Source organism: Paenibacillus sp. RRE4 (assembly GCF_031844205.1).
In the GTDB taxonomy this organism is placed as follows: domain Bacteria; phylum Bacillota; class Bacilli; order Paenibacillales; family Paenibacillaceae; genus Paenibacillus; species Paenibacillus xylanexedens_B.
On sequence record NZ_JAUZUT010000005.1, the window covers coordinates 36,942 to 56,718 of the forward strand.

Annotated in this window: 18 protein-coding genes; 12 read left to right on the forward strand and 6 right to left on the reverse strand. The window is 46.0% G+C overall.

Features of this window, described 5'->3' with window-relative positions:
* Window positions 1-4: 4 nt before the first annotated feature.
* Entirely contained in the window at window positions 5-607 is a 603-nt protein-coding gene (locus tag Q9R46_RS21560) for a GNAT family N-acetyltransferase (protein WP_311281707.1), read from the forward strand.
* Between the two features lie 663 nt (window positions 608-1,270).
* On the opposite strand, the gene Q9R46_RS21565 is transcribed toward Q9R46_RS21560, so the two are convergent.
* On the reverse strand, window positions 1,271-2,245 hold the full coding sequence (locus tag Q9R46_RS21565; RefSeq protein ID WP_311281708.1) for a hypothetical protein: 975 nt from the start codon (window positions 2,243-2,245) through the stop codon (window positions 1,271-1,273).
* A 306-nt stretch (window positions 2,246-2,551) separates the two neighbouring features.
* On the opposite strand from Q9R46_RS21565, the gene Q9R46_RS21570 reads away from it, so the two are divergent.
* Together Q9R46_RS21570 and Q9R46_RS21575 are read left to right on the forward strand one after the other, a co-directional pair.
* Complete coding sequence (locus Q9R46_RS21570; protein WP_311281709.1) at window positions 2,552-5,677, forward strand: stalk domain-containing protein; 3,126 nt, start codon at window positions 2,552-2,554, stop codon at window positions 5,675-5,677.
* A gap of 304 nt (window positions 5,678-5,981) precedes the next feature.
* Window positions 5,982-6,851: a helix-turn-helix transcriptional regulator gene (locus Q9R46_RS21575; RefSeq protein WP_311281710.1), complete on the forward strand. Its 870-nt coding sequence runs from the start codon at window positions 5,982-5,984 to the stop codon at window positions 6,849-6,851.
* Between the two features lie 180 nt (window positions 6,852-7,031).
* Here Q9R46_RS21575 and Q9R46_RS21580 read toward each other — a convergent pair whose 3' ends face one another.
* Window positions 7,032-7,823 (reverse strand): hypothetical protein, encoded by a 792-nt coding sequence (locus tag Q9R46_RS21580; protein ID WP_311281711.1) that lies wholly within the window; start codon window positions 7,821-7,823, stop codon window positions 7,032-7,034.
* Window positions 7,824-8,234: 411 nt separating this feature from the next.
* Here Q9R46_RS21580 and Q9R46_RS21585 point away from each other — a divergent pair, with 411 nt between their 5' ends.
* From Q9R46_RS21585 to Q9R46_RS21595, 3 genes are all read left to right on the forward strand, one after another.
* Window positions 8,235-8,468 carry a hypothetical protein gene (locus tag Q9R46_RS21585; RefSeq protein WP_311281712.1) on the forward strand — a complete coding sequence of 78 codons (234 nt, stop codon included), beginning with the start codon at window positions 8,235-8,237 and terminating at the stop codon, window positions 8,466-8,468.
* Between the two features lie 270 nt (window positions 8,469-8,738).
* Window positions 8,739-9,569 (forward strand): alpha/beta hydrolase, encoded by an 831-nt coding sequence (locus tag Q9R46_RS21590; protein WP_123064803.1) that lies wholly within the window; start codon window positions 8,739-8,741, stop codon window positions 9,567-9,569.
* A gap of 112 nt (window positions 9,570-9,681) precedes the next feature.
* Window positions 9,682-10,467 (forward strand): DODA-type extradiol aromatic ring-opening family dioxygenase, encoded by a 786-nt coding sequence (locus Q9R46_RS21595; RefSeq protein ID WP_145335795.1) that lies wholly within the window; start codon window positions 9,682-9,684, stop codon window positions 10,465-10,467.
* A gap of 149 nt (window positions 10,468-10,616) precedes the next feature.
* On the opposite strand, the gene Q9R46_RS21600 is transcribed toward Q9R46_RS21595, so the two are convergent.
* Window positions 10,617-10,829, reverse strand: coding sequence for a hypothetical protein (locus Q9R46_RS21600; protein WP_145335793.1), 213 nt, complete (start codon window positions 10,827-10,829; stop codon window positions 10,617-10,619).
* Between the two features lie 127 nt (window positions 10,830-10,956).
* On the reverse strand, window positions 10,957-11,496 hold the full coding sequence (locus Q9R46_RS21605; RefSeq protein WP_311281713.1) for a DoxX family protein: 540 nt from the start codon (window positions 11,494-11,496) through the stop codon (window positions 10,957-10,959).
* Between the two features lie 348 nt (window positions 11,497-11,844).
* Between Q9R46_RS21605 and Q9R46_RS21610 the strand changes: the two genes are divergently transcribed.
* From Q9R46_RS21610 to corA, 4 genes are all read left to right on the forward strand, one after another.
* The gene (locus Q9R46_RS21610; RefSeq protein ID WP_311281714.1) at window positions 11,845-12,915 is read left to right on the forward strand and encodes a DUF3048 domain-containing protein; all 1,071 of its coding nucleotides are present in this window, start codon (window positions 11,845-11,847) and stop codon (window positions 12,913-12,915) included.
* A 357-nt stretch (window positions 12,916-13,272) separates the two neighbouring features.
* The gene (locus tag Q9R46_RS21615; protein WP_090923319.1) at window positions 13,273-13,890 is read left to right on the forward strand and encodes a DUF47 domain-containing protein; all 618 of its coding nucleotides are present in this window, start codon (window positions 13,273-13,275) and stop codon (window positions 13,888-13,890) included.
* A gap of 14 nt (window positions 13,891-13,904) precedes the next feature.
* Entirely contained in the window at window positions 13,905-14,894 is a 990-nt protein-coding gene (locus tag Q9R46_RS21620) for an inorganic phosphate transporter (RefSeq protein ID WP_311281715.1), read from the forward strand.
* A 318-nt stretch (window positions 14,895-15,212) separates the two neighbouring features.
* Entirely contained in the window at window positions 15,213-16,172 is a 960-nt protein-coding gene (gene corA, locus Q9R46_RS21625) for a magnesium/cobalt transporter CorA (protein WP_145414703.1), read from the forward strand.
* A gap of 187 nt (window positions 16,173-16,359) precedes the next feature.
* On the opposite strand, the gene Q9R46_RS21630 is transcribed toward corA, so the two are convergent.
* Together Q9R46_RS21630 and Q9R46_RS21635 are read right to left on the reverse strand one after the other, a co-directional pair.
* Window positions 16,360-17,448: a DNA alkylation repair protein gene (locus Q9R46_RS21630; protein ID WP_311281716.1), complete on the reverse strand. Its 1,089-nt coding sequence runs from the start codon at window positions 17,446-17,448 to the stop codon at window positions 16,360-16,362.
* Window positions 17,449-17,573: 125 nt separating this feature from the next.
* Window positions 17,574-18,209, reverse strand: coding sequence for a tyrosine protein kinase (locus Q9R46_RS21635; RefSeq protein WP_311281717.1), 636 nt, complete (start codon window positions 18,207-18,209; stop codon window positions 17,574-17,576).
* Window positions 18,210-18,684: 475 nt separating this feature from the next.
* On the opposite strand from Q9R46_RS21635, the gene Q9R46_RS21640 reads away from it, so the two are divergent.
* Together Q9R46_RS21640 and Q9R46_RS21645 are read left to right on the forward strand one after the other, a co-directional pair.
* Window positions 18,685-18,975, forward strand: coding sequence for a YerC/YecD family TrpR-related protein (locus Q9R46_RS21640; RefSeq protein ID WP_017690665.1), 291 nt, complete (start codon window positions 18,685-18,687; stop codon window positions 18,973-18,975).
* A gap of 3 nt (window positions 18,976-18,978) precedes the next feature.
* The gene (locus tag Q9R46_RS21645) at window positions 18,979-19,761 is read left to right on the forward strand and encodes a sirohydrochlorin chelatase (RefSeq protein ID WP_311281718.1); all 783 of its coding nucleotides are present in this window, start codon (window positions 18,979-18,981) and stop codon (window positions 19,759-19,761) included.
* Window positions 19,762-19,777: the final 16 nt, after the last annotated feature.

A 19,777-nucleotide genomic window follows, 5' to 3' on the forward strand; every position in this document is an offset into this window, starting at 1 on the left:
ACAAGTGAAACCTACTATAGGGTCGGAGCAACAGAAGCCAGTGCCTCAGATCCGACCTGCTCGGAAGGAAGATGTGGATCATATCATTCCGCTGCTGGTGCAGGCAATCGGGGATATCGCTTATGCACTTGCGGGCGAGGCGGACCATGAGCGGGCAATGGACATCTTACGTGAGTTTGTTACACAGGAAAATAACCGGATCAGTTATCAAAATATCACTGTGATGGAGCAGGACGGCCAGATTGCTGGCATGTTGGTAGCGTATTCCGGTGATGATGTGGAGCGTCTGGATCAACCGCTTCTGGATCGTCCCGGACGTGATGGGGATGAGAAATATGCTCTGGTAAAAGAAACCCGTCCAGGAGAGTATTATCTCGATACTCTTTCGGTAAGTGAGCCATTTCAGGGGCAGGGCATCGGCCGTGCACTGATGGCTGCTTTTGAGCAGCATGGAAGAGAACTCGGGCACACACAGGTTGCCCTGATCGTGGAGCAAGACAATAATGGCGCGATGCAACTTTATGAACGGCAAGGCTATGTTCAAGATGAAGTGATTCTCATCGGTGGACATGAGTATTACCATATGATTAAACGAATTGAATCCTAGTGGTGACTCGAGGGGAAGGTGCGTGGTTATTCACGGACGTCTCGGAAGCAATGAAAAAGACGAAGCAATGCCTGACGAGCAGTTGTCTTCGTCTTTTTGGTTTTATATAGTGAACCACCTTGCTATGAAGTAGCGTATCTCCCACAGGCAGCTCAACGTCTTCCATGCTACCCTCCCTCATGTATAAAAAGAATGTATATGTAGCACTTAATCAACACAATAGAGCATGGGAAAGTGTTAAAGGAGCAGCGAGTCACCATATCATCAAGCTTTACAACGACCCGCAACCCGGCTAACGATCTCAGAAGACGCTATTCGTCTGATTTTAGCCCATTTAAAATTCTAACGATCAGGAGAAACGTTATTTCCCGAAGTCAGCAGAAAAATCATTGTTTTTTGCTCACTATAGATGAAATAACGTCTCTGGTGATCGTTACATTGCTGCATACCTCTAAACTGGCCGAATAAGGTCCGAGGTGACCGTTAGAATTTTTTTATCCGTACAACCTTCTACGCGACGAGCACAAGGAACGGTGTATGAAAAACGCGCCTATTCCAAGCTTACCATTGCATGCACACGTTTGTTTAACCGGACTCCCTTGCTCACCCTCCAACGTATCCAGGCAAGCAGCTGATTGTCAAAGTTAGATGGATCTAAAACTTTTATATACCGTACTCCGGCAGATATTCATCCCTAGATACGTTCTGTTCCAGCCATTTGTCGACAGCCTCTGTTCTTTCAAACTTGGATTCAGCGACGACATCCATGAAGGCACCCAGTTTTTTCAAAAAAGCACTGTCCTCGGAAGTATTCCGCTGTAAGACAGCTTTGTACCCTTTTTGAGCATTTGGCACCATTACGTTGGTGTCGTAATCGAACAGCGGCGTATTATCGAGCCCGTAAAAGGTGTACAAGGTGTATTGATTCATCAACATCTGTACCTGATTTTTCCGGTTAGACTTAGGGAAATCATTCAGGAAGCGCTCCTGATTGAGCGTGCGGTTCAGCATATCCTGATATCCGATCATGAGGCCCCCATCTTCAGAGGAGATATTGCTCGTTTCGACTGCCATGATGCGGATGTACTGTTTGATATCTTGATTTACATAAGAAGTGTATTTTTCAAATGCGGCATAATTCATGATTGGATAGAGATAACCCTCAATCATCGTAAGACGATAACCACTGTCTCTGGCCTGTTGCAACAGTGAACGGAGACTCGTGTCTTTGGTGCGTGACATCAGCTGCGTAAAGCTGTCATTCCACTTGTATATTTTCTGCATCTGATCCTGAACATTGGGCACAAGCATGCGATCCGTTATGGCTGTTAGCGCTTTGAAGCGGGCGTTTTCCAACTGCAACACCATCAGGGTTGCATGATAAGGAGTCACCTGGCTGATTTTAGACTCCAGGTAACGGTCAGCCGCGGGCAGGCCATTTTTTTTGTAGAGCATGTTCTGAAAGGATTTGTAGATTGCGGTCGAATTGCTTGATGTTACTTTGGTATTCGCAGAAGGTGCAGCGGAAGCAATGACTGCCACTGGTGAAACCGCTGTTTGTAACAATAGAGTAATAGCCGTGGCGGTAAGTAGCGTAAGCATACCTTTCTTTTTATAAAAATACAAAGATGATGTCATAGATATAAACCTCCTGTAATTTTGGAATGAACAGATAAGGATGAAAAGTAGACTTGACTCACTATTACACACAGATTAAAGCAATTGGTACAAGAAGTGGTTTCGGAATGGTGACAAAATCTTCTGTTAATTTTAACCTTTGTAGGTAGATGCAAGGCCAATGTTTCTGCGAAAATAATTTTTGGGGAACCGGAAACCTTTTCACGATTCGGAACGTCTTAGTTGTGCATAGGTAAATACAGGAATTACTGAAATGAACAGCTAACTATAAGAGTGTACCAATAATAGGAGAATGGGGATAGGTTTATGAGGAAAGCGGGAGGAAATCAAGTCAAAAAAGTGATGTCAGCACTGGCTGTATCAGCCATGCTTCTGTCTGCATTGCCAACATCGGTGATGGATGCAGCTGCAAGAATCAGCATTTATATTAACGGTACAGAGGTACCAGCGGTTCAAGCCCCTGTGATGAAGGCTGGACGTGTACTCGTTCCACTCCGGTCGATCTTTGAAGGAATTGACGCGGAAGTGCAGTTCAACAATAGAACGAAAACCATTACAGCAACCCGTGGGGATCAAGAAGTGACATTAACACTCGGTTCCAAGGCTGCATATATCAATGGTCAACTTAATGCATTGGATGTCCCTGCAAGTACGATCAAGGGCAGTACTATGGTGCCTATTCGTTTTGTGAGCGAAGCTTTCGGGGAAAAAGTTTACTGGAACTCACGCAGCCAACGTGTTGATATTAAAACAACATCATCTACACCGGAAACGCCGGTTGACGATACACAGTTTTCTGCTTGGAATATTTATGGATCAGTGTCTGGCAGTAACGGAGATGGCCGTGACCTGACGGTAAGCTTCACACGTGCAAAGTCAGAGAGAACCGTGTCCGCTTACAGGGTGATGCTGGTCAAAAGTGGGGATATCAACAGCTTTAAAGAATCCGTTGCTGCAGCCGTATCTCCGGCAAACTACACTTCAATCACACCAAACGGTACCAATCCGAAGCTGACACTTAACGCTCAGACACGCGACGTTAACGGTGATTTGCTAAATAGCAACGAAACCTACCGATTGTATGTACTGACCGTAGGTAACAGCAACAATAACAACCAAAACTATCTAGGCTGGTCTTCACAGGTACTGAAGCTGAACCAGGTGAAACCTTCTGTTCAAGCTGTGACGGGACTGCGCATTGCCGATGTTAGCGACAATGGTGACGGAAGGGATCTGGAGATCAACTTCACGCAGCCAAGTACCAATTCGAATATTACGAGTTACCGTGCATTTGTTGTGAAGGCGAAGGACGCATCCTCATTTAACCAGGCTGCTGCGAGCAAGGTATCCAGCGCGAATTCCACGATCATCAATAAAGGGAATTCCAGCACAGTCAGAAGCATACTGAACTCTTCATCGCGGGATACGTCGGGCGAGTTGATCAAAAACGGAACCGCGTACGTTGTGTATATTATGTCTGTAAGTGCGAATACAGCTACAGATAGCAAGCTGTCTGCGGCTTCGTCCTCCCTGACGTTGTCCTTGAATACAACTCCGGCTCCGGTCATTACACAAGTGAGAGACATTTCGGATTATGGAGATGGACGCGATATTCAGGTAAGCTTTAACCGTGTATCGGATGAATCAAAGGTAACGAACTACCGTGTGTTTGTTGTACGCAACTCGGTAGCCAGTAGCTTTAACTTGCCTACGGCAAGTAATCTGTCTTCCAGCTTATATTACACCGTGAATAAAACAGGTAATAACCTCACAGTTACATTGCCGTCGAATATGCGGGATACCAGCGGTTATAACGTCACCAACCTGCAGGATTATCGTATCTTTGTCATGGCAGCAGGCAATCAGCAGAACAACTATACCCATGCGTTGTCAGGTTCTTCAAATGTATTGAGACTGACTTCCAATAGCAATGCAGGTGTGGCAACGAACCTGTCTGTTACAGATATTGCGGATAACGGAAATGGAGCTGACCTGCGCGTGTCGTTTAGCAGAGCAAGCGATGAGTCCAATGTTTCTCACTATCGGGTATTCGTTGTGCCTGTCAATAACGTAGGAAGTTTCAACCTGAATGCTGCGAATGCGTCGAACAATTATACACAAGTGAATAAAACAGGTGGTAATCTGACCGTAACACTTTCGAGTAACTCGGTTGATACCAATGGCTATAGAATTACGAACTACAATGCTTATCGTGTATTTGTTCTGTCCGTAAATAGTAACGGAAACTGGAGTCAGAATGCACTTTCCTCATCTTCGGCTCAAATTACGCTAACACCAAACGCAACGGTTATCGCACCGACCAGTGTGAGTGCAACCGATGTTGCGGATAACGGGAATGGCAGTGATCTGCGTGTGACATTCAACCGTTCAACAGATGAGAACAATGTGAATCATTATCGTGTGTTTGTTGTGAAAAATACGGCTGTAGGAAGTTTTAATCTGAATGCTGCATTGAATAACGGTTTCTACACATATAGAAGTAAAAGTGGGAGTAACCAGGCTTTCACATTAGCAAGTGATGCTAGAGCAACGGACGGTAGCCTTATTGGCGATAATGTTGATTATCGGGTATTCGTTCTGGCGGTGAATAATAATTCATCTCAATCCAGCGCGCTGTCTTCAGCATCACCTGTCGTTAAATTAGGTAGTGCTTCTCCTGTAATAGCAGTGGGCAGTGTAAGTGTAGCGGTTAAAAATCAGGGACAACAAGCGGGTAACGCTTCAGATGTAACTGTAAATTTTGCCAAAGCCTCGAACGAAACAGGAATTTCCAAATATCGTCTGTTTATTGTCCCGGCAGATCAGGTGCCTGGTTTTACGTTGAATACAGCGATGAACATTAATTATTATAATGATTTGGATAAAAGCAGTGCAGGCACTACTTTCGCATTGAGTGATGGATACCGGGATATTAATAACAGACCTATCGAGATCGGGAAAAAGTATAGAGTGTTTATTATGTCTGTATCCGACAGCACAACTCGTTCATCAAGTCTTTCAGGGGCTTCCGACGAATTTAGTATTAGTAACATAGTACAATCTGTCCAAGCAGCCGTTATTACGGGTCTACAAAAATCAAGTACTGTAACTGAAGCAATCTACAAGTTGACTTTCACCAAACCATCGAATGAAGCTGGCATTTCCTCATATCAATTGTATATTGTAAAGGGAAGAGGGGCTGTTGATCCGGCTACAGCTACTTCCGGCAGTAGCTATTCAGTAGGAGATCCAAAAGCGGTTGAAGTTACATTGAATATCAATGCTAAAGATACTACAGGGGCTAGTCTTGTGGAAGGAGAAGAGTACACTGTATATATTGTGTCAGTTGCGTCTAATACAACAACCAATAGAAGTACGATCTCTAATCCATCTGAAGCATTTAAGCTCGAAAAGGCTCCAGCTACGCAGTAAATGGCTAATGTGAATTCAAGGAATCTATCCAGAATGAATAATGGATAGTCACCTTCACAGACGGCACAGCGTTAGCAATAGAATTGTAATGCTTCAGCTCCCTTTCCAATCGGAAAGGGAGTTTTTTCTTTGCATCCGTTAATGCTGAGCAAAGGGGACCGCTCTTCACATGACCAATGACCTTATTTTTCCATATTTAGATATACTCAATTAGGTTCCTAAGGCCATTGCTGATTTTGGATCAAACCATGGATAATAGGAGTCATAGAGCGTGACGAGCTCATGAGCCGAAAGGAAGGATGCAATGCTACCATTTCGTTTGACGGGGCAACCGGATGCCCGGATGCCGCTATATTTGTACGGTGTAGGTACACAGGAAGAGAAGGGGTTACATCGACCTGAAGGATTTCCGGTGTATCAGTTATTTTTGGCACGAGATGGTGGAGGGAAGTTTAACATTTTTGGTAAGGAATCGATTGCTATAGGGCCAGGGCAACTGTTTGTTTTGGAGCCGGGCATTGCTCATGAGTATATCCCACATACAAGAACGGCTGGAGAACTGGGGTTTATTGGGATCGGCGGTGAATCAGCCGACTCCGTACTTCGGGCAACAGGCATCGTTTCCGGAGGACCTTGCACATTAGCTGGATTTGATCTAATCTGGTCGCAGATGACAGACTTGTGGAGGGCGTTGCATCAGGGCGGAATGTCGATGTGGGAGATGTCCGCATCGATCTACCAGTTTATTTTGGAGATGGCTCAGGCTAGGGCTCCAGTTGATTATGTTTCACATGTACATGGGAATTCGGACGCTGGGCTGGAAGGACTGAATCGGGCAATAGCTTTAATGCAGGCTCATTATCAGGACGATCTGTTATTGAAACATATAGCAGAGGCGGTAGGTTACTCTGTGCAACATTTGAATCGTTTATTTCATCAGCATTATGGCGTGACTGGACATCAGTATATGCAGCGCTGGCGTTTACAAAAGGGACTGGAGTGGCTTAATGAACATCCTGAGGCTAGCGTGAAGGAAGCTGCGGAGAACGTGGGCATGGAAGTGAATTATTTTATTCGTATGTTCAAGCGTGAATTCGGGGAAACGCCAGGCAAAGGCATGAAACTGCGCAATCAGCTCAGATTGGAGCAGAACCTCCATCTTCACAACAACTAGGGCGTGTCTGAAAACGCTGAAGAAAGCAGATTTTGCCGAATTTTCGTTCCAAGCAAGGAAGTTTCCCGCAGGCGAATCCGCAAAAAAAGAGACCTGACGGTCTCTTCATTGAAACTTCTTCTAACGTAACGGAGTATTCGTGTGTTCACCATCAGACACATTCAATAGTGTATTTTTGGGTTACACCTGCTTTTTTGGGCCAAAGAGAGGCCGGATTAAAGCAAGACCGACAATACCAATGAGGGCGCTAACCCATGGAGCCATGTAGAACGTAGGGAGTTTATCCCGAAGTGGATAACCGACAAAGAGAACAAGTACAACGATCACGATATAAATGATAATGCCTCGAACGTTAACTTTGGGCATGACATGTTTGTCTGTCCCCTGGTCGTCCGGACGTTCTGCTAATCGGCGCAGCATCTCTACGAGCGCAATTCCGCCTACAGCGCTAATGATGAGAGAGAACAGGCTGATATGTTCGAAAGCCTCCGTATCGCCGTCCGTTAAGCCGAAGAATAACCCTGCACAGCCCTGAATGAACAGGACAACGGATATGGCCGCCCAGGCAATCATAACATACCATTTGGGCGTCCGTTTCACAGGTTCTGGTGTATCCAGTTGATCGTCAGATTGAGGGACACTTCCGCTACGGTTTTCCCTGCTTGAATCTTTCCCTGTGCTTGCCCCTGATTGCGCATATGTATCTGCTGAGCCTACTCCGAGTTGGACATAAATATCTTCTTCCAGATCAGAGCCGTACAATTCGCGTGCAGATTTGTTATCTTTCTGTGCTTGTACGATGGCTTTTCCCGCAGCGAGAATCCATTCTTCCTGTGTTTTCTCGTCTGCTGGCGCTTGCCTTGCGATGGAGCTGATCTGGTTATACAATTGTACGTTGTCTGGTGTCATACGGCCCATCTCTGTGATTTGCCGATTTTGTATTTCTTTCAGCTTTTTATAGGAAATCCCCAATGCTTGCTCCCCCTGTCTCACACGTTCTGATCTTCCATTCCATGAAGACCCTGACGATATTTTAGTATACGGGAAGGGCTCTCGTTTCGCAAAGTCATTCCTTATAAAACAACTGCTTGTGATTTACCCATAGCCCGATACAGGCTAACACCACACAGGTGCATAAGAGCACCAGTTTTCCATGATGCTGAATCCATCCGAGTAGATGTGCCATGAGTTCATTCCTTTCGGTAACAGGCTTCCGGGAAAGGCGTGCCTGTAATTTTGGTTTTATTTTCCCCTGTGGAGTTGTGAATATACATAGCCTGGTTGGAAGAAGCAACGATTCTGTGAACCATGAATAAAGAGTTGACCAATCCATCACAATAGTAGCATTTCCAAACTGAAATGATGGATAGGAGTGTGGTTAGCATGGATAAACAATCGGATCTGACAAGAAAGATGCTACTCAACAGTAATTCCCGCGGTGTCGTGGATGAAGTGGTGCGGATGGAAGATACCTCGGAGGACACAGAGTTCGGAGAAGAGTTGAATGATGATAACTGGCAGGGAAGAAGCTTCTGGGACAATGAGGGAGCAGGTCAGCAACATGAGTGGAACGGACGTATTGAGACTCATGCGATGTTTCGCAGGAGCTATGAGTAGGATCGTGCAGCTATAACGCAAGGATACAGGAATGGATCAGGAATTTTCGGAGCCCTGCTGAATATAGCAAGGCTCTTTTTTTACGAGATAATGCGTACGAAAAGATAACAGCTGTACATGGAATAAGGGGTATTTCTCGCGTTGACTTGCGGGTAAAGGAATGATAATATACTAATATCTTCTTAATACTTACTAAACTTATCGGATTAAACATAATTAATTAAAATACGTTGAATATATAACAAGGTCACCATGAAAGGGGAAAACCGTATGGAACGTCAGATCAGTATTCGTCACGGGGAAGAGGAGTTAACTGCGACCATTCACTATCCGGTTGTAAAAGATATCAAAGAGGAGACACGTCAGCAACGAGTGCCTTTGGCAGTCATCTGTCACGGTTTTGTGGGAAGCCGAATTGGAGTGGATCGGTTGTTTGTGAAGACAGCCCGTGAACTCGCGGAAGACGGATATCTGGTGCTACGTTTTGATTACATCGGTTGCGGAGAGAGCAGTGGGGAGTATGGAGCAGAAGGATTGGAGTCGATGATACTGCAGACTCGTTCTGTGCTAGATTATGCTGTGAACTGCAGTGATGTCGACCCTACTCGTGTGACTCTGATCGGACATAGCTTGGGCGGAGCTGTTGCGCTGTTGACTGCTGTACGTGATAAACGGGTTAAAAACCTTGTCATGTGGTCGGCTGTCGGTTATCCGTTCAACGATATTGTGAAGATTACGGGCAGGGATGTGTATGACGAGGGTGTGAGAACAGGTGCTGCGGATTATCTTGGCTATAAATTTACGCCTAAATTCTTTGACTCTTTGGCAGAGCATCAACCATTCCAGGAAGCTGTGAAATTCGGCGGAGATGTGCTGGTTGTGCACGGTACTTCGGATGAGGTCATCCCTGTGGACTATGCGTTCTTGTATCAAAAAGTCTTCTGGATGCGCCAGGAAGGGCGTTGCGACAAGGAAATCATTTTCCAGGGCAACCATACCTTCTCATCCGGTAAGGAGCGCGAACAACTGATCACACGTACGAGAGAATGGCTGGGTGAGCGTCAGAAGATTGAAGAGAACTGGCAACACTGGATGATCTAAGCATAAGCCTTACGTCATCAATCAAAAGTCACGGGTATTAACTTGGAAAAGCGCTTGCTTCGGGGTAAAATAGAGAGGTAAGCATCCTATCCGTGTCTGGAGGTTGGCAGCGATGACATTACCTGCACTATTCATTGCGCATGGTTCTCCTACGCTGGCGTTGGAGAGCAGTGATTACACTCAATTTTTGAACGAGCTTGGAGACAGGCTGCCGGCTCCAAAGGCCATCGTTGTATTCACCGCACACTGGGATTGTCCCGAGCCTTCGGTGACGATGGATGAGTCCCATCAGACCTTGCATGATTTTTACGGATACCCTTCAGCGTTGTATAACATACAATACCCTGCAGTCGGGCAGACCGATGTTGCGAGCGAGATCTGTGCGTTATTTTCCCGTAGTAACTTGCCACATCGACCTGTTCGTGGGCGTGGACTGGATCATGGCGTATGGGTGCCACTGTTGCATATGTACCCTGAAGCGAGCGTTCCAGTGATTGCCGTATCGGTGGATTCGCTACGTTCTCCGCAAGAACAGTATGATATCGGGCGTATGCTGGAGCAACTCAGACATGATAACGTGCTGATCATCGGCAGTGGTGGAACGGTGCATAATTTAAGAATGCTGGCACAGGATGAGGAGCCACAAGACTGGGCTGTAGAGTTTGACGATTGGCTCGGAGAGCGTCTGCAAGTATGGAATACCAGAGAATTGTTTCTGTATGAAAAAAAAGCCCCTCATGCGCGGACGGCCGTTCCGTCTTATGGCATGGAACATCTTGCGCCATTGTTCTACGCAATGGGCACAGCAGATATGTCTCGCACAGCGAAGCGATTATTTCAGTCGTATGCCTGCGGCACGTTAAGTTTGAATTGCTGGCAGTTTGGCGACGGCATATAACTTGGAGCAGAGGAGAACAGAAACATCAATCAATTCAGATGGCGAAATGAAGAATACAGTCGTATGATTATAAATAAGCAAAAAGGTTCCTGCGGCCAGTTGATTGACTGCGTGGAACCTTTTTTTGTGGTTTGGGTGTTCAGCGGTTATTATTTGCGAAGTTCGAATAACTCACATTCGGAACGTGAGTGATAGGCGAGTTCACTGACACTGGATTGCACAACAACGGTTTTCTCGTCAAAACGAATAATGATACCTCCAGAGTCAATCTGGTGGTTATCTTTGAATACCCGGATTTTATGTTTTAAGGTCATAGCTTCCTGAAAATCGGCGTCGGTTTCGAGACGGCGTTGCGTCGGCATAGGGATACTCCTTTGTACTGTTAGACTTTATAACCATCATAATATGGGATTCTACTGGTGAGCAAGTGCAATACAAAGCCCTGCTCCAAGGGGGGAAGCAGGGCTGAGTTTCTTATATTTTTAATAATTAAGCTGTTTTCTTAGTTGGTGTAATGGTTGGCGTGTCCGTCGGCTGAATGCTTCTGTTCTTTTTGAACAATCCGCGAAGGTAAGGCAGTACCCAGTGATCCAGACCGATTTTACCTGCATTTGCACCAGCTACGACGATGAAGATTTCCATCACTACCAGTTGAGCGTTTGTGCTTACTGTACCCGAGAAGAGGAACGCGAAGTTCATGACCATCGCCATCAGAGCAGCCAGTGTAGTGAAGCATCCAAGGATGAGTCCCAAACCTACCAGGAATTCACCGAGCGGGATTACGAAGTCGAACAATCCGGCATTTGGAATGGCGAATTTTTCAAGGAACGTTGCCCACCAAGCTTGAACCGCTGGATGATCGCCTGTTGCTTTTTCAAGTGCTCCTGTGAGGAACCCGCCAGCTTGGAATCCGCCGGTCAATTTGCTCCAGCCGTGAGTCATCCAGTCATAACCGATATACACCCGAAGTACTGTCAAAATCCACATTGCCACTTTGTTTTCTCTAAGCCATTGGTTGAAGCTGAACATATAAACCACTCCTTTTATGAAATCTAATGTGTGTGTTGTTTTTGTTTTTCTAAGTGATCACCTTTGATGTCTTTATTGTATAGCCGTGAAAGTGTTTTGTTTGTGATAATAATCACAATCTAGTTCAAATTTTAAGTAAGGTTTGAGAAGTTCACATTTAGGACATATTTATTTGCTCATTTCATGATTCAAAGACAGTTTTTGAGATGGGACAAGGCTTAGAAGACGCAGACAAAACGGAAACGTTGTGATTAAATGGAAAGAAATACGTGAGATGGTTGCCTGCATGAGAGGAATATCACATGACAAGCAGAAGAAAGTCAGCCAAATCGTTCAGGAGGTCCTATATTGAAGTTTTTTTCTTGGAACAAAGCTATATCAGCAGCATCGATCTGTCTTCTTACCGTTAGTCTTGTTGCTTGCCAGAATAAAGAGGTCGCCCAAATTCCCCAGCCGGAGCCCACACCTGCGCCCGTTCAAGAAGAGAAGCCTGTGGAGGAGCCTACGCGTTCTACCTTCATAGCACCGTTCACGGGACTAGCCGTGGAGGAAGCGTCTACGCAGCGGCCACTAGCGGTCATGATCAACAATGCACCTGCCGCCCGTCCTCAATCTGGTTTAAGTGCGGCGGACATTATCATTGAGGTGCTTGCCGAAGGTGGGATTACGCGTTTCATTGCTATATTTCAGAGTGAAGGTGGAGCAGAAGCCGTTGGCCCAATACGCAGCATTCGTCCATACCTGATTGAGCTTGGTGAAAGTTATGACGGGGTGCTTATTCATGCCGGAGGCAGTCCGGAGGCCTATTCGATTTTGCAAAAACAGCAGAAACAACATATGGATGAAATTTCGAATGGCGGGCCGTACTTCTGGCGTTCCAAAGACCGCAAAGCGCCTCACAATCTATATACATCCGTGGACAAGCTTAGAGAAGGTACGGAAAAGAAAGGGTACAGTCATGAATTTAGATCTCCTGTGTACAAGTATGACGAGGCCGGAGCGACCTCCACTGGAGAGAGCGTGAAGCAGTTTGAACTCCATTATTTATTGAATAGTTACAAAGTTGCGTATGATTATGATGAAGTTAGCGGACGATATATGAGAATGGTGAACGGGAAGCCGGATCAGGATAAAGATAACGGTAGTCAGTTAGGTGCGGCCAATATCATTGTTGCTGGGGCAGACCATAAGGTGCTTGACGATGTAGGCAGGTTATCCGTAAACGTGGATCATGGCGGTGAAGCGATGCTGTTTCAGAAGGGCAAGATGATTCGCGGGCAATGGGTGAGAAAAGAGGGGGATATTATTCGTTTCGTCAAAGATGGGCGTGAAATGAATCTGGTGCCTGGGAAAACCTTCATTAACATTGTGCCTAACCATCCACAGTTTGCAGATCATGTGAAGATTGCGGGACAATAATAGACTATATACAAATGTGGAACCACGTAATGGATTTTTTCCAGCCTGAAATGAAAGAAAGCGATAAAAAAGGTTAAGATCGGTGAAGATGTGTTGTCGTATCATAGCGCTTTTTATGAAAATTGTTTTGGATAACCCGTCGACTTTTGTGGAGTTTTGTAAACGCAGTGTAAAATATGAGTCTGATTTTGCCATAATTCCAAATAATTAAGATTCATTTCAGGTTAATATGAGAAGAATATAAAAAAGGATCGCAGCTTATGTACAAACCATGAAACAAATATGATAAGATATCAAAGGTTGTCATTTCATGTTTCATCGGTTATCGGCGCAATTTCTCGAAGAGGGGATAGAGCTATGAAGATTAAGAAGAAGAAGGACATATTTTTTGAAACACTGGAGAATATGGCAGATACGGTTGTTCAAGCGGCAGATTATTTCTCCCAGCATGTTTCCAACCTTCAGGATGTAACTCTTTTTGCTAATGAAATGAAAAAGTACGAGTCGCAATGTGATGACTACGTGCACACGATCATTACAGAACTCAACAAAACATTTATCACGCCGATCGAACGCGATGATATTATGGAACTGACAACAACTCTTGATGACGTATTGGACGGCATTGAAGCCACGGCTTCCCGTTTCTATATGTACAATTTGGTGGACCCGGACGAATATATCGTTCAATTTGCAGAGATTTTGCGTCAATCGGCTTACGAAATTCAGAAGGCGATTCATTTGCTGTCCCAGAAAAAATTGCTGGCGATTCGTGAATATACGATTCGTCTGAACGATTTGGAAAACCAGGGCGACGAAGTATTGCGTAACTGTATCAAGAATCTCTTCGCTACGGTGTCCGATCCGATTGAATTGATCAAGCGCAAAGAGATCTACGAACGCCTTGAAACAACAACGGATGATTGCGAACATGTTGCGAACGTTCTTGAATCCATCATCATGCGTAATTCTTAAGGAGCCAGAGAATAATGGAAACAACGATTTGGATATTAGGTATAGTCGTCTTCCTTGCACTGGCGTTTGACTTCATCAACGGTTTCCATGATACGGCTAATGCCATTGCAACATCGGTATCCACACGTGCACTGACGCCGCGTCGCGCCATTATTTTGGCGGCCGTGATGAACTTTGTTGGTGCGATGATGTTTACGGGTGTTGCGAAGACGATTGGGGGGAGCGTGACGGACCCCACCAAGCTCGATAACGGGATCGAGGTTGTCATCGTCACCTTGATTGCCGCGATCATCTGGAATTTGGTTACCTGGTGGTTTGGAATTCCTTCATCTTCTTCACATGCGTTGATCGGAGCGCTCGCGGGTGCAGTGCTCGTTGGAGCGGGTTCTGACAAAGTGAAATGGACTGGATTCATTGATATCGTCGGAGGTTTGCTATTATCACCTTTGATTGCTTTTGCCATCGGTTATATTGTCATGATGATTCTTAAATATGTGTTTGCCAAACGCAGTCCGCACAATGTGAATAAAGGCTTCCGCACGGTACAGATCTTCACGGCTGCCCTGCAGGCATTCACTCATGGTACCAACGATGCGCAGAAAGCGATGGGGATCATTACATTTGCACTCGTCGCCGCCAAGGTACAGGATCATCTTGAAGTACCACTGTGGGTTAAAATCTCAGCAGCAACAGCTATGGCCCTGGGGACATCGGTGGGTGGTTGGAAAATCATCAAAACGATGGGGACTAAAATTTTCAAAATCGAACCAATTAACGGCTTTGCTGCCGATTTATCCGCTGCATCCGTTATTTTCTCAGCAACATTGTTGCACCTTCCGGTAAGTACGACACACGCAATCACATCCGCGATTCTGGGTGTAGGTTCAGCGAAACGGTTCTCGGCCGTAAAATGGGGACTGGCTGGACGTATCATCATTACGTGGTTCATTACGATTCCAATTACCGCAGCACTTGCAGGTCTGTTGTACTGGATTATTTTCTAAATAGTTGTCAACAGAAGAGTCGAGTATCCTTCGCTCGGATACAGTAAGTGAAAGAACAACCTGTTTATAACCGTGTGAATATCGGGATATGTGGATAAATATACAATGAGTTGAAGAAACGCCTGTGCACGAAGATGTGGACAGGCTGGATATGTGGATAGCCATCCGTGGAATGATAAACCAAAAGAAACCTTCCTGTGGATACAGGGAACTGTGGATAGGGGAAATGAGAGAAGCCAACAGGGTTGGCTTTTTTTGTTTTTCAGAGTGTACAATGAAATCAGAAATTCCATAAGAGACAAGGACGTGGTCTAATCCATGATTCGTACACTTGCGATTACACGGGATCATCAAGTCACGGTGAACATGCCGCTTGAACAACTCGATCTAAACGATTATGCCTGGGTATGGGCAGATTTCAACCAGCCTACCGAAGAAGAAAGTCGGCTGCTCGATACATATTTTCATTTTCACCCACTCGCAATCGAAGACTGTCTGCACGTATTACAACGTCCCAAGCTGGATTATTATGAGAATCTGCAGTTTCTTGTGTTACATGCGCTGAATCCAGCCACGCTTGAGGCAGAAGAGGTAGATCTGTTTCTGGGACAGAACTTTCTGGTGTCATTCCATCATGGAAGATTGGAAGAAGTGGACGAAGCCTGGGACAGGCTGCTGAAACACGCGCATGAGCGTACCATCTGGGCAAGAGGGCCGGTGGCGGCAGCATATACAGTGATGGACAAACTGGTCGATCATTATTTTCCATCGCTGTTTGCCATTGAGGATGAACTGGCTGAACTGGAGAATCGGGGCGGTCAGGAGTCCGTAGAGGAATTGATGAATCAGGTATTTGACCTGCGCAGTCGACTCCTGAAGCTTAGACGCACCGTTGTCCCTATGCGGGATCTTCTCTACCGGGTCATTAACTCGCAACATGTACAGCGAACAGGGGAACATACGGCATATTTCACCGATATTTATGACCATTTACTCAAACTGACGGATATGATCGAAGCTGATCGGGAGATGACGGCAGACCTACGTGATAGCTATATCTCACTGAATTCGAATCGAATGAACCAGATTATGAAAACACTGACGGTCATTACGACGGTATTTATGCCACTCACTCTAATTGCAGGTATCTATGGCATGAACTTCGCCCATATGCCGGAGCTTCAGTGGAGGTATGGATACGGCGCGGTATTGTTACTGATGTTTGTCCTTGGGGGCTGTATGGTAGCCTGGTTTGTGAAGCGCGGCTGGTTTAAATAAACAGGATAACTTGATAAATAAAGAGAAAAAGGCCATCAGGCGAACCTTGCGGAAAACGAAATCCGATGCTCCCAAGGTTGTTTGTTGCCTGACGGCTGTTATCTGCCTAGCTTCTATCCACATGTGCATAAGTGATTCACTCATAGAGACTTGTGCATAACTAAAGTGAAATTTCTCCGTTTCAAGATTACTCTACGTTAAGCACAAAAGAAACGGATTCCGTATTTTGCCCGTTCACAACGATCGTGAGCGTATGTAGCCCTGCGTAATATTTACGTGTCGTAATGAGTTTAAATGATTGTTTGGTATTGACGGTACTGCGACCGTTCGCATACATTTTGTCCGAGCACTTAAAGCGTTTGGGTGCCTGTTTGCCGTTAGCCTTCATATAACCAATCTCATATTCAAGCCTCAGCCTCTGCGGTTCGCCGCTCGTATTAACCACATCGAATGAAAAATGAAGATCCTCACCTGTGGCAAGCTGATCCCGATCCAGCTTCAGGTTTTCAATATGAACAGCCTCCTGCTTGTGATAGCCGAACAGGCTGAGTGCAACAGGGTGCCCCTTCTTCAGCAGTGAACGACTTGCATGGCGGATAATCCAGTCGGTATGCGCGTTCTGACCGTACCAAGCTTGAGCTAAGTCGAGAACGAGATCAGGATGGTCCTTGGAAATATCGTTCAGATGATTCGCTACACTTTTTCGTACATAGAGGGATTCATCCTGCCTGAGTGCATGCAGAATCGGAAGCGTAGGCGTCGGATCAACGATCAAATCCCCAAGCTTGGCTCCCCATGGCAAACGAGGGCGACTGCCTTCGCTGGCAAGCCTGCGAATATGCTCGTCATTGCTCTCTGTCCATTCCATCAACTGTTTCAACGCCTTAAGCGGGTAACGCTGGAGGAACGGGCGCACCGCAAATTCAGAACTTGAATAAGGTGTGAATACCTTAAGATATTTCATCGATAACTCGTAGTGTTCGGGGGCAAGTCCATTCACTTCAATGAAATCAGGCACAAAAAGGTACTCAACCCCGCGCAATTGTGGAGCGGCCTGTTCAAGGATATGTAAGGCTTGTTCGTAATCGGCGGGCAGAACATGGGTCAAAGATTCCGTAATTCGGCGTATCCTTGCCTTGAACTCCAGCGCCTCCCAGCCTTCAGCGAAAACCAGTTCGCGAAATTGCTGTGTTTGTAACTCTGGATAGAATTGATGCAACTGATTGGCCGTTCGATCAATGAGAGCGGGTGTATATTTATCTTTGAACAGTTCCATGGTCTGCCTCCTTATATGTATTCTCTAGTATACCTCATTTTCCAGTATAAGAACATAAGTTCTTGGTGTTAGTTGCTCAAAAGGGTTCAGGCACCCGCCTTCATGAAGGGAGTGCCTGAATAGAGTTAACTTTTGCGTCTTTTGGGACGTGGTTTAGATGTTGCGTTTTTCCGGCGAGCCGGGGAAGCGGTGCGTTTCCGCTGTGTGCCTGTTGTTTTTTTGCGGCGTTTGCGCGGGCGAGGTTTCGAGTATTCTTCATAATCAGCGTCGGCTTCGCTGCTACTGTTTTTATTTTTTCCAAAAGGCAGAATGCCCATCACCAGTTTCATCATCGGGGCCATCTGCTGAATACCGCCAACGACCTTTTGCATTTTGGCCACGCCGCTCATAATGCCGTCAATGCCGCCGAAGCGGTCAATCATGCCTTTTAATTCACCTAAGTTAGCGAGGGAAAAGCCTGAGCTGCCCGAAGAGGCAGGTGTTTGAGCCGGAACGACTGGAGTAACGGGGACGACGTCGCTTCCATAAACTCCTCCGCCGGGTGCGCCCTGCCCATAGGGCACAAGGCCGGATGCTTCAACCTCGGCGAAGCCCGGGTATGTCGGATGAACACCAGGGTACATCGGCTGGATCTGTGCTTCATTGAGAGAGCGTGGCACATTTGCATACGGTGCATAGGCCGAGGTGCGAGCCTGCTGATGGCCTTGAGGAGCCGGACGTTGCCTTGTTCCTGGCGGGCGATGATAGTAATGCTGTGGCATGAACGATCACGTTCCTTCTATATTAGATTTTTCGGAATTGCGTTCCACCGAGAAATCAATCCTGTAAAAATCATGGTATAACAAGCAGGGTGGAACTCCCTTTTGATATACTGTATGTCATTCGCGGAGAGGCGGCGTAGGCGGGTATCACGGAAAACGGGATATTTGCGGAAATGGGCGCACGGCATGCCTGAGTCTATAAGATGGTTTTTAGGAAGAAAAATGAATTTTGGACACAAATTTGTAACAATTAACAGGTATAAAATCCTAGATAAATAATCGGAAATGTTCACCCCTAAAGGGGCAATTATCACAGTTTTTATGCTCGATGTCCGTCTGTGGAGGACAATAGTATGTTTTGTAAGCGGTAACATGTGTTTTTGTTCTGTAGTGCGTGAAATCGTTAACGCTTGAAATACCAACTCAGGCTAGGTACAATGGATGTACACAGTAACCGCTAGGGGATGATGATAAAATGCAGCTGAAAAAGCTAAATGATAAAAGCATTGAACAACTATTTGAGGCAATCCTGACACTTAAGGATATTGAAGAGTGTTATGTCTTTTTTGATGACCTCTGCACAGTGAACGAGATTCAATCCATGTCCCAGCGGCTGGAAGTAGCACGTATGCTTGGCAAAGGCAACACGTATAACCAGATTGAAGCAGAGACAGGCGCGAGCACGGCTACAATTTCGCGTGTTAAACGTTGTCTGAATTACGGGAATGACGGTTATAAAATGACGCTGGAACGCCTGGGGCGCTAAGTCATGAAGAAGCCGGGTGTACTCATCATTAGTCACGGTTCTCAGGAGAAAACCTGGGTGGAATCCGTCGATGACGCGATTTCCCGGTTGAATCTGCCTGATCCGTTACCCGTTGAAGCTGGATTTCTGGAATTGGTGGATGGGCGTTTAATTCAGGACGGTATTAACCGACTGGAGGCGCAAGGTGTAACCGATTTGTTGGTTGTACCGTTGTTTGTTTCCTCTGGTAGCACCCATGTGGATGAGATCGAATATGCGATTGGGGCGAAGGATGCACCTGAGCGTGAAACCGATCTTGAACCATTTGAGGTGAGGGCGCGGGTACATTTTGGCTATCCGGTAGATAATGATCCTGATATTGCAGTGATGGTATGGGACAAGGTTCGGTCATTATCAGAGCAACCTGAGCAGGAAACGATTCTGCTTGTCGGACATGGCAGTATCCACGATGGATTCCGCCAGCGCTGGGAAGCAGGCATTTCTTCGCTTGCGGAACGAGTGCAGCAAATCAGTGGAGTCGCACACACGGACTATGCTTTGCTTAATCCGGAAAGTGTGTATGACAAGGCGAAATACTGGAGCGAAGAGCGTGGCAGTCGCGTAATCGTGGCACCGCTGTTTTTGAGTGCCGGTTATTTTACCCAGCATGTTATTCCAGGTCGGCTTAAAGAGTTGGAATACGCATATAGTGGGGAAACGTTGTTGCCTCATCCTTTGCTCGGACAGTGGCTGGAACGCCAGATTCAGTTTTTGCTGGAGAAGTGTGATGGGGCTGTAAAAAGTTAAATAGCATTAAAGTTGG